The organism is Sphingomonas sp. Leaf62 (genome assembly GCF_001421915.1).
Classification (GTDB): Bacteria; Pseudomonadota; Alphaproteobacteria; order Sphingomonadales; family Sphingomonadaceae; genus Sphingomonas.
Window position 1 is genome coordinate 269,004 of the sequence record NZ_LMLN01000030.1, and the last position, 9,653, is coordinate 278,656.

Below are 9,653 nucleotides of genomic sequence, written 5' to 3' on the forward strand. Positions count from 1 at the left end.
CCCTCGCGGCGGGTGATCCGCTGGGTTCGACCGACCCGGTGAAGACCGGCGATCCCGTGCTGGTCAAGGCTCCCGGCGAACTGTCCGGCTTCGATACCGCCGGTTCGGTGATGTTACAGGAATATCCGGGTCAGGGCGAAGGGCTGGTAAGCGATCCGGCCATCAAGACCATTTTTGCCGACGGCAATCGCGCCCTCGTGCTCAAATACAAGTCGCACCGGGTACAGGGCGAGACGCTGCTGGTCGAACTGGTCGATATCCGGCGGCCGCTCGGCGTTACGTTGCGCTACACGATCGATCCCGAAACCGGCGTGCGGGCGCGATCGGCATCGGTCCGCAACGGCGATCGGCGCGCGGTGCGCGTCGATCAGATCGCATCGGCGGTGTTCACCCTGCCGGTCGGCGACGATTATCGGTTGCACTATCAGACCGGCTGCCATGCCGCAGAATGGACCGGGAAGGACGTGGCGATCACCCCCGGCGCCGACGCTGCTGGAAAGCCGACGCGGTTCGACCGGCCACGGTAACAATCCGTATTTCGCCATCGGTCGCGAAGGGGTCACCAGCGAGGACGCCGGGCCGGTATGGTACGGCGCGCTGGCATGGTCGGGATCGTTCCGGATCAGCGTGGGACAGGACAATCTGGGACGTGTCCGGGTCATGGGTGGCTACAACCCCTATGACTTTTCGTGGTCGTTGAAGCCCGGCGAGACGCTGGACACCCCTGTCTTCTACGCGGGCTATTCGGACGGCGGCATGGGAGGCGCTTCGCGCACCTTCCACCGCTTCCAGAACGCGAACATCCTGTCCGACGGCGAACGCGCCAAGCCGCGCCCGGTCGTCTACAACAGCTGGGAAGCTACCGCGTTCGACGTGACCAAGGCGGGACAGGAAGCGTTGGCGGAGAAGGCGGCGAGGATCGGCGTCGAACGCTTCGTGGTCGATGACGGCTGGTTCGGTGCGCGCAATAGCGACAAGGCGGGGTTGGGCGGCTGGACCGTCAACCGCACCAAATTCCCCAATGGCCTGAAACCGCTGATCGACAAGGTCCATTCGCTCGGCATGGATTTCGGTCTGTGGGTCGAACCGGAAATGGTCAATGTCGACAGCGACCTGTACCGCGCCCACCCCGACCGGGTACTGCATCATCCCGATCGTTCCCGGACCGAGGGCCGCCACCAGCTGGTGCTCAACCTCGCGCGGACCGACGTGCGCGATCACCTGTTGTCGGTGCTCGACAAGCTAATCGCGGAGAACGACATCGCCTTCCTGAAATGGGATTATAACCGCAACTGAACCGAAGCCGGATGGCCGGCGGTGCCGGTGCAGGATCAGCAGCGCGTGTATGTCGAATATGTCCGCAACCTGTATCATATCCTGTCCGAACTGCGCCGGCGTCACCAGAAGCTGGAGATCGAGGGTTGCTCGGGCGGCGGCGGTCGTGTCGATCTGGGCATCCTCGGTTTCTCCGACGAAGTATGGCCGTCGGATAATACCGACCCGGCCGACCGGTTGATGATCCAGGACGGTTTTACCCAGGCCTATCCGGTGTGGGTGATGATGGCATGGGTGACCGACAGCCCAAACTGGGCGAACACCCGCGCCACCTCGCTCGACCATCGCTTCCTGTCGTCGATGCAGGGCGGGCTCGGCATCGGGGCCAATCTCGACAAATGGCAGGCGGAGGATTTCACCACCGCCGCCAAATGGGTCGCCGCCTACAAGACCATCCGTCAAACCGTGCAGCGCGGGCAGCTCTATCGAATCGATCCGCCGACCAGGGACAACGCATCGTCCGCGACGATGTATGTCGAACAGGATCGGCGGCAGGGCGTGATGTTCCAGATGCTCCATTCGTCGATGTGGCGCGACAATCCGGTCGCCGAGCATCCGCAGGGGTTGGACCCGGCACAGACCTATACCGTCCGCATCCTAGGTGGCGGCAAGCTGCCCGAAGGTGTGCCGGCGCGGGCCAGCGGCGCCTACTGGATGGAGCGCGGTCTGCGCGCACCGCTCAAGGGTGACTTCGTGGGGTCCGCTTTCGTGTTCGACGCCGTGAAATAGTCGATAGAATCGAGGGGACAGAGTCCATTCAGAAGGCTCGCCCCTCCCCGACCACCATCCATTCTCAGGGGGGGATATCTATGCGTACGTCATTCAAGACCGTATTGCTCGCAGGCGGAATGCTGCTGGCCGGACCCGTGTTCGCGCAGGACGCCACGCAGCCGGAAGCGGGCGCGCCGCAGACCAGCCCTGCGGGCGCCGTGCAGGAACCGACCCCCGTTGCCGCACAGGTCGGCCCGGACACCCCCGAGGTTGCCGACGATATCGTCGTCACCGGCATCCGCAGCAGCCTCGCATCGTCGGCGCGGGTGAAGCGGGAATCGCAACAGATCATCGATACGATCTCTGCCGAGGATGTCGGCAAATTCCCCGATGCGAACATCGCGGAGTCGCTGCAACGGATCACCGGCGTCGCGATCGACCGGTCGGGCGGCGAAGGCCAGTTCATCACCGTTCGCGGGCTCGGGCCGGAATTCAACACCGTGCGGGTCAACGGCCGGGTGATGGCGACCGACAATCCCGGTCGTGAATTCTCGTTCGACGTCCTGTCGTCGAACATGATCCAGCGCACCGACGTGTACAAGTCGAGCGTTCCCGAACTGCAGGAAGGCGGCATCGGCGCGACGGTCAACATCATCACCGCCCGGCCGCTCGATGGCCGCAGCGGCTTCCACCTCGCCGCGTCGGCCGGCGGCATCTACGACACGCTGCGCGAGAAGCTCAGCCCCGACCTGTCGGCGGTCACGTCGCTCACCAACGATGCCAAAACGATCGGCATCGTCCTGTCGGGATCGTACACCGACCGCCGCAGCCAACTGGACTATGTGCAGACCGATGGTTGGCTGTTCGGTCCGCAGAACGTCGTCAACGGCAACGCGAATTCGACCGGGCTGACCACCGCCGCGCTCGGCAATACCGGCGCGACGGTCAACTTTCCCCAGAATCTCGCCTTCGCACGGCAGGAGGATCGGCGTCGGCGAATCAATCTGGCCGGGGCGTTGCAGGCGAAGCTTGGCGACCAGTTGCTGCTGACCGTTGACGGGATCTTCTCGAAGTTCGACGTCTTCACCCATCGCAACATCTTCGCGAATTTCTATTCGTCGCCCTATATCGGGTTGCAGGTCGACGACACCGGCACAGCGACCGGGTTAAACCGCCCCGGACAGCAGTTCCTTGCCGCCAATCCGTTGCTGTCGCAGAACGACAATATCGTCAACAACAACGATCGCCGTACCGAAACCTATCAGGTCGGTGGCAACCTGAAATGGAACCCGGCGGACGATGTCGAAGTGCGGTTCGACGCGTCGACGTCGAAGGCGAAACAGCGTAACCCGATCCAGTTCGTCGTTGTCGGGTCGCTGGCACAGACCAGCCCGCGTTTCGACCTCAACAAGGGCGAGGATCTGCCGACCGCGTCCAACTTCGGCAACATCACCGATGCGTCGCTGATGCGGGCACATTATACCGGCGCGGAGAACAACCGGGTCAGCGATCGCAGTTCCGAATTCCACCTCGATACCGACTATCAGATTCAGAACAGCATCCTGAAGACGGTACGGATCGGCATGGCCTATTCGGACCGGACGAAGCAGCGGCGCTTCTTTTACAACTTCGACGGGGGTTGCGCCTATTGCGGCTACGACATTCCGATGGATACGTCGCTGCTATCGCCGTTCAAGCTCGACAACTTCCTGCCCGGCGTATCGGGCAGCCAGAACGTGCCGCAACAATTCTTCACCTATGATCCGAATGCGGTGATCGCGTTCTTGTCGAACCCGACGAACCTCGCCCGGGCGCGTCAGGGGCGGACGGCGGCTGAACAGGCTGCGGAGGCTGCACGGCTGCTGGCATTGCCCGGCGGTCCGTACGGGGTCCGCGAGAACCCCGGCAGCCAGCTGAACGTCAACGAACGGCTGCTCGCGACGTACATTGCCATGTCGTTCGGCGGCGATAACTGGAGCGGCAATGCCGGTGTCCGCGTCGTGCGAACCCAAACGGAGTCGCGCGGCTTCGCGCAGCCGGTCCTCGACATTACCAACACCCGCGGCGACGATACGGTGGTCTTCACCTATGGCGCGTCGACGCTGGTCTCGGTCGGCAACAGCTATGTCAACGCGCTGCCATCGGCCAACATCAAGTTCAATGTCACCGACAATCTGATCACCCGCGCCGCCTTCTCCCAGACGGTGACGCGGCCGACGCTGACCGACCTTGGCGTCGACAACTCGTTCGGCGGTCGCATCTCCGTACCGCAGTCGAGCGGCGGCAACCCGACGCTGGAACCGTTCAAGTCGACCAACTACGACATCTCGGTCGAATATTATCTGAACTCGATCAGCTATGTGAGTGCCGGCGCGTTCTACAAGAAGCTCGATAACTTCCTCGAACTCCAGACGCTGCCGATCCAGCGGTTCGGGCGGACGTTCCAGGATACCCGGACCCGTAACGGGCAGACCGGCTATATCCGCGGTATCGAAGTCGGGGGCCAGTACACGTTCGACTGGTTGCCGAGCGTGTTGTCGGGCTTCGTGTCGCCGGCAACTATACCTATGTCGACAGCAAGGCCGAGCGTGACTCTGCGCTGGCGGATTACGAATGCGGCTATAACGGGCTGTCGCCACATTCGGCGAATGGCAGCGTGTTCTTCGAGAAATACGGCATCTCGGCACGGACGTCCTACAATTGGCGCTCCGAATATCTCCGCGCGTGTCGTTCGGATCAGGGTCGTCCGCGCAATCATTCGGCCTATGGGCAGCTCGATTTCAACATCGGCTACGACGTCACGCCGAATGTGCAGGTCTATATGCAGGGGGTGAACGTCACCAACCAGCGGATCCACGAATGGTCGGGGATCGAAGAACGCTTCCTGCTGCTGCAGGAGACGGGCGCGCGGTATAATTTCGGCGCGCGGGTGAAGTTCTGACGAACCGACACCCGCCGGCCGTTTGCGAGCGGCCGGCGGGTGTCCCGATCGGTCGCCGCGTTACCGTGATCGGTCAGGCGTAGGCGTAGGTGCCGCCCGCCTTCAGTGCTGCCTGATAGGCGGGACGGGCGTGGATGCGATCAAGCCAGGCGATGGTGCGGGGGCGGGAGGCGTCGAGGCCGGCGCGGCTGCGTGCGGCTTCGAGGGGGAAGCTCATCATGACGTCGGCGGCGGTCATCTCATCGCCGGCGAACCATTCGTTCACGGCGAGATGCGATTCGACATAGTCGAGATGGACGTCGATCATCGGCTGGATCTTCTTCTGCGCCGCCTTTCCCAGCAGCGGCACGCGACCGAGTACCAGCTTCAACAGCAGCGGCGGCATCAGCGAGCCTTCGGCGTAATGGAGGAAATGGCGGTAGTGGAGCGCGGCGCGGCGATGAGCGGGCATGCCCAATCGGCCATCGGCGCGCTCGACCAGATATTCGACGATCGCGCCGGTTTCGGCGACGACCAGCGGACCGCCGCTGCTGCCGGCGTTGCTGTCCTCGATCACCGGCGACTTGCCCAGCGGATGGATGCGGCGCAGTTCGGGCGGTGCCAGCATCGTCGCCTTGTTCCGCTCGTAGCGCTTCACTTCATAGGGAAGCCGCAATTCCTCGAGCAGCCAGAGGACGCGTTGCGAGCGGGAGTTTTCGAGGTGGTGGACGACGATCATCGGAACATCCCTGTGTGCGGTCAACGGCTTGGCCGAACCAATGCCGCAGTCCGGCCGAGGTTGCACGAGCAGGAAACGGGATCGGCGGAAGTTGACGAAGGTTATACGAAACGGGTTGTTCGCGGACCCTGTCCCGCCGGGACAAATCGTTTCGAATCAATCAGGTGACTACTACCAAGGGACGATCGGGCGGCACGTTGACCGCCCGATATTGGCACCGTTTACAGGTCGTCGTCACCATCGTCGGCGTCGGGACCGGCCATCATCTCCTCCGCGACCTTTTCAGTGCGCTGGCGGATCGCGGCCTCCAGCTTGTCGCGCAGTTCGGGATGTTCGGTCAGGAAGTTCTTCGCGTTCTCACGCCCCTGCCCGATCCGCACGCTGTCATAGCTGAACCACGCGCCTGACTTCTCGACCAGACCCGCCTTCACGCCCAGATCGAGGATCTCACCGATCTTCGAAATGCCCTGCCCGTACATGATGTCGAATTCGACCTGCTTGAACGGCGGTGCGACCTTGTTCTTCACCACCTTCACGCGGGTGGTGTTGCCGATGATCTCGTCGCGATCCTTGATCTGCCCGGTGCGACGAATGTCGAGGCGGACCGACGCGTAGAATTTCAGCGCGTTGCCGCCGGTGGTCGTCTCCGGGTTGCCGTACATCACACCGATTTTCATGCGCAGCTGGTTGATGAAGATCACCATGCAGCGCGAGCGGCTGATCGAGCCGGTCAGCTTGCGCAGCGATTGCGACATCAGCCGCGCCTGCAGGCCGACATGGCTGTCGCCCATCTCGCCCTCGATTTCGGCACGCGGCACCAGCGCGGCGACCGAATCCACCACCAGCACGTCGATCGCGTTCGAGCGGACCAGCGTATCGACGATTTCCAGCGCCTGTTCACCGGTATCGGGTTGCGACACGATCAGTTCGTCGATGTTGACGCCCAGCTTCTTCGCATAGACCGGGTCGAGCGCGTGTTCGGCGTCGACGAAGGCGACGGTGCCGCCGCCCTTCTGCGCCTCTGCCAGCACGTGCAGCGCCAGCGTGGTTTTCCCTGAGCTTTCCGGGCCGTACACTTCGATCACGCGCCCGCGCGGCAGGCCGCCGACGCCGAGCGCGATATCGAGGCCGAGCGACCCGGTCGAGATCGCCTCGACCTGCATCGCTTCCTTCTGGCCCAGCTTCATCGCCGAACCCTTGCCGAATGCACGATCGATCTGCGCCAGCGCGGCGTCGAGCGCCTTTTGCCGTTCGCCCGCCGCCTTGTCGTTTGCCGCCGCCATCTTGCTATCGACCGCCTTCAGATTTGCCGCCATGTCCAGCCTTTCGCGTAGAGCAACCGCGTCGAGGGTTCAACGCGTCTGTTGGAGTTACATGTATTCGTTTTGTTCCCGTTCCGCAATAGGGTGGTGTAACCTTTACGGGTAGCGGACGACCGGATTTGAGAGAGGAAACGCTCGCTGACGCGAGCGTGCGAGTCTCCGGGCTCGCTTCGCCCCTCTCCCAACCTGCGCTAGCCAGCTTTGCTGGCAAGCTTCGGTATCCCTCTCCCCTTTCCAGGGGAGAGGGTTGGATCAACTGCCATGGCCGATCTGGCCGTTGTCGGTGTCAAGGTCGCGCAGGTCGCGGCCGCGGGTTTCGCGGCCGAACCACGCGACCAGCATGAGCGACAAGGCGGTCGGGACCATGACCATCAGCGACGACGCCCCCATCGAAAGCGCGATGCCGGCGATCGTCAGGCCCTGCGCGATCAGGCCGCCGGCCTTGGTACAGGCGGCGACCCAGCCGGTCGCGCGGCCGCGCACCCGCATCGGGAAACTCTCGGCGGCATAGGGCAGGACGATGGCGATGATGCCGTTGGTGCCAACGATCAGCAACGCGACCGGCAGGACCGGACTGCCGCTGCCCGCCAGTTCCAGCTGCAACACCAGCAGCAGCCCGGCAAGCGTCAGCGCGATCATGACGGCGAGCGACCATTTGGTGCTCCACCGGCTGTAAAGAAAGGCGGCGAGGAAGACGGTGGGAAAGGCGATCAGCGCGCTTTCGGCGAGCAGGCGGCTCGACACGCCGACCGAATAGCCCTTGGCGACGAGATCGGCGGGCAGCCACAGCAACAGGCCAAAATTGATGAGGCCCCAGGATAGCGCGCAGATGCTGAGCGCGGCGAGCTTGCCATAGAGTTTGACCCCGGTCAGCGCGGCCGAACGCGGGCCGGTGATCCGGACGGACGCGCGGCTGGCCTTCGCGCCGAAGCGGCGCATCACCGCCTCCGCCTCCTGCACCCGACCGCGCGCCAGCAGGAACTTGGCGGATTCGGGAATCAGCGCGCCGAGCAGGACCAGCGTCAGCCCGGTCGGCAGGTTGGCCAGCCACAGGATACGCCAGCCGAAGATCGGTTGCAGGATCGCCGAAATACCGCTGGCGGCGAAATAGCCGCCAACCGCGCCCAGCCCGCCAACCAGCACGAGGCTCCAGCCGCGATGGCGGTTGGGCATCATTTCGGCAAGCAGCGCATAGGTGACCGGCAACATGCCGCCCGCCGCCGCGCCCATCATGAAACACATGGCGATGTTCCATGCGAGGCTGGGCATCGCGCCGCAGATCGAGGTGCCGACGAACATCACCGCCGACAACAGGATCGACGCCTTTCGCCCATAGACGTCGGCGATCCAGCCCCACAGCACCGATCCGGTCACGGTGCCGGCGAGCGCGAAGAACGGCACCAGCGACACGGTGCGTTTGGGAACCCCATATTCGGAAATCATGCCGGGCACGGTGAAGCCCAGCGAGGCGGGCTTCATCACGTCGATGACGAGCGCCACGACCAATACCGCCATCAGGCCCCAATGGGCGGGGCTCAATTCGGCATCCTCGGGCGCGGCTACGACGATGTCGGCAGCGGCGGCGCGCTGCGCGGCGAGGTTACGCGGGAGCAGGCCATAGGCGGCGACCAGCGTGCCGAGCACGATCAGCACCATGCCACCGATCATCATGCCGTCCATCGGCATGCCCGCCAGATGATAGCCCATCGACCGCGCCATCGCGAACATCGGCAGATGCGCGACGACCCCGATCGTCACCGCGACGCAGCCGAGCACGAACGCCCAGACGGCCTGCCGGTCGGACAAGGTACTGTTGATCGAGCCCATCGCCTGTCACTCCCCGATGCCGGGGTAGCGGGTGACGGTCCTGCCGAGAAGGCGGAATTATCGGGGTGGCGGCATCCGGATCAACCGGTCGTGGTTTGCTGCGCCGTGCGGCGTTTGTGGATGTCGCTCAACGCCTCGGTCTCGGTAAGGTCGACGATATGGGTGGTGAGCGTGCCCATGCGGCGCTGGATCCGCGTTCCAGTGGGCGTGCCGATGGTCGCGCGCACCGTGAAGCGGTCGATGCGATACAGGCCGGGATGGTCGGCGGTGACGCTGAGCGGCACATAGCGACGGTCGGCGACCTGCTTGACGATGCCCGAACGCCATTGGCCGAGACCGGCGTCGCGCAGCACCTCCACGCCCGCGGTACGGCCATCGGGGCGGATCCAGTATCCGACATCGGCAAAGCGGATTTCCGAATCGTGCCATGGATTCGCGCTGGTGACGAAATTGATGTCGAAGACCGGTTCGGAAAAGAGCAGGCGCGGTTGTTCGTCGACCGACTGACGCAACCTGGCAGCCAGCGCGTCGATCGCGCCGTCATCGCCCTTGGCTACGGCGATACGGGCGTCGAGTATCGCGCGCAGGTCGGCCAGCCGCNCGGTCACCCGGCCCGGCCAGCGCCACGGCGTCGTCGGCGAGGCGGCGTGCCGTCCGGTAATCGCCGCGGGTCGAGGCCACCAACGCGCGGCGGAAAACCGCACCGGCCGCCATCGCCGGGTGACCGGCGGCAAGTGCCAGCCGCTGGACCGTATGATACGCGTCGTCGGCGGCGTGGCTCTGTCCGATGCCCAGCATC

Annotated in this window: 5 protein-coding genes and 3 pseudogenes; 5 read left to right on the forward strand and 3 right to left on the reverse strand. The window is 64.2% G+C overall.

The genetic code is table 11. The features are described from left to right. Positions 1–38: 38 nt before the first annotated feature. From ASE91_RS20890 to ASE91_RS20980, 5 genes and pseudogenes are all read left to right on the forward strand, one after another. Positions 39–527: a glycoside hydrolase family 36 N-terminal domain-containing protein gene (locus tag ASE91_RS20890; RefSeq protein ID WP_268795971.1), complete on the forward strand. Its 489-nt coding sequence runs from the start codon at positions 39–41 to the stop codon at positions 525–527. Further along, positions 439–2,064: pseudogene (locus ASE91_RS16575) on the forward strand (alpha-galactosidase). Before ASE91_RS20890 ends, ASE91_RS16575 begins: the two are co-directional and overlap by 89 nt. A gap of 119 nt (positions 2,065–2,183) precedes the next feature. Beyond that, positions 2,184–4,583 (forward strand): annotated as a pseudogene (locus ASE91_RS16580) (TonB-dependent receptor); the annotation flags it as partial. Between the two features lie 62 nt (positions 4,584–4,645). After that, positions 4,646–4,822: pseudogene (locus tag ASE91_RS21080) on the forward strand (hypothetical protein); the annotation flags it as partial. Between the two features lie 33 nt (positions 4,823–4,855). Further along, positions 4,856–4,987, forward strand: a complete 132-nt coding sequence (locus ASE91_RS20980) for a hypothetical protein (protein WP_327196799.1) — start codon at positions 4,856–4,858, stop codon at positions 4,985–4,987. Positions 4,988–5,060: 73 nt separating this feature from the next. Here ASE91_RS20980 and ASE91_RS16585 read toward each other — a convergent pair whose 3' ends face one another. From ASE91_RS16585 to ASE91_RS16595, 3 genes are all read right to left on the reverse strand, one after another. Continuing rightward, positions 5,061–5,705, reverse strand: a complete 645-nt coding sequence (locus tag ASE91_RS16585) for a glutathione S-transferase family protein (protein WP_056628178.1) — start codon at positions 5,703–5,705, stop codon at positions 5,061–5,063. A gap of 221 nt (positions 5,706–5,926) precedes the next feature. Next, positions 5,927–7,021: a recombinase RecA gene (gene recA, locus ASE91_RS16590; protein WP_200910860.1), complete on the reverse strand. Its 1,095-nt coding sequence runs from the start codon at positions 7,019–7,021 to the stop codon at positions 5,927–5,929. Positions 7,022–7,279: 258 nt separating this feature from the next. Then, the gene (locus tag ASE91_RS16595) at positions 7,280–8,854 is read right to left on the reverse strand and encodes an MFS transporter (protein ID WP_056628181.1); all 1,575 of its coding nucleotides are present in this window, start codon (positions 8,852–8,854) and stop codon (positions 7,280–7,282) included. Positions 8,855–9,653 lie beyond the last annotated feature (799 nt).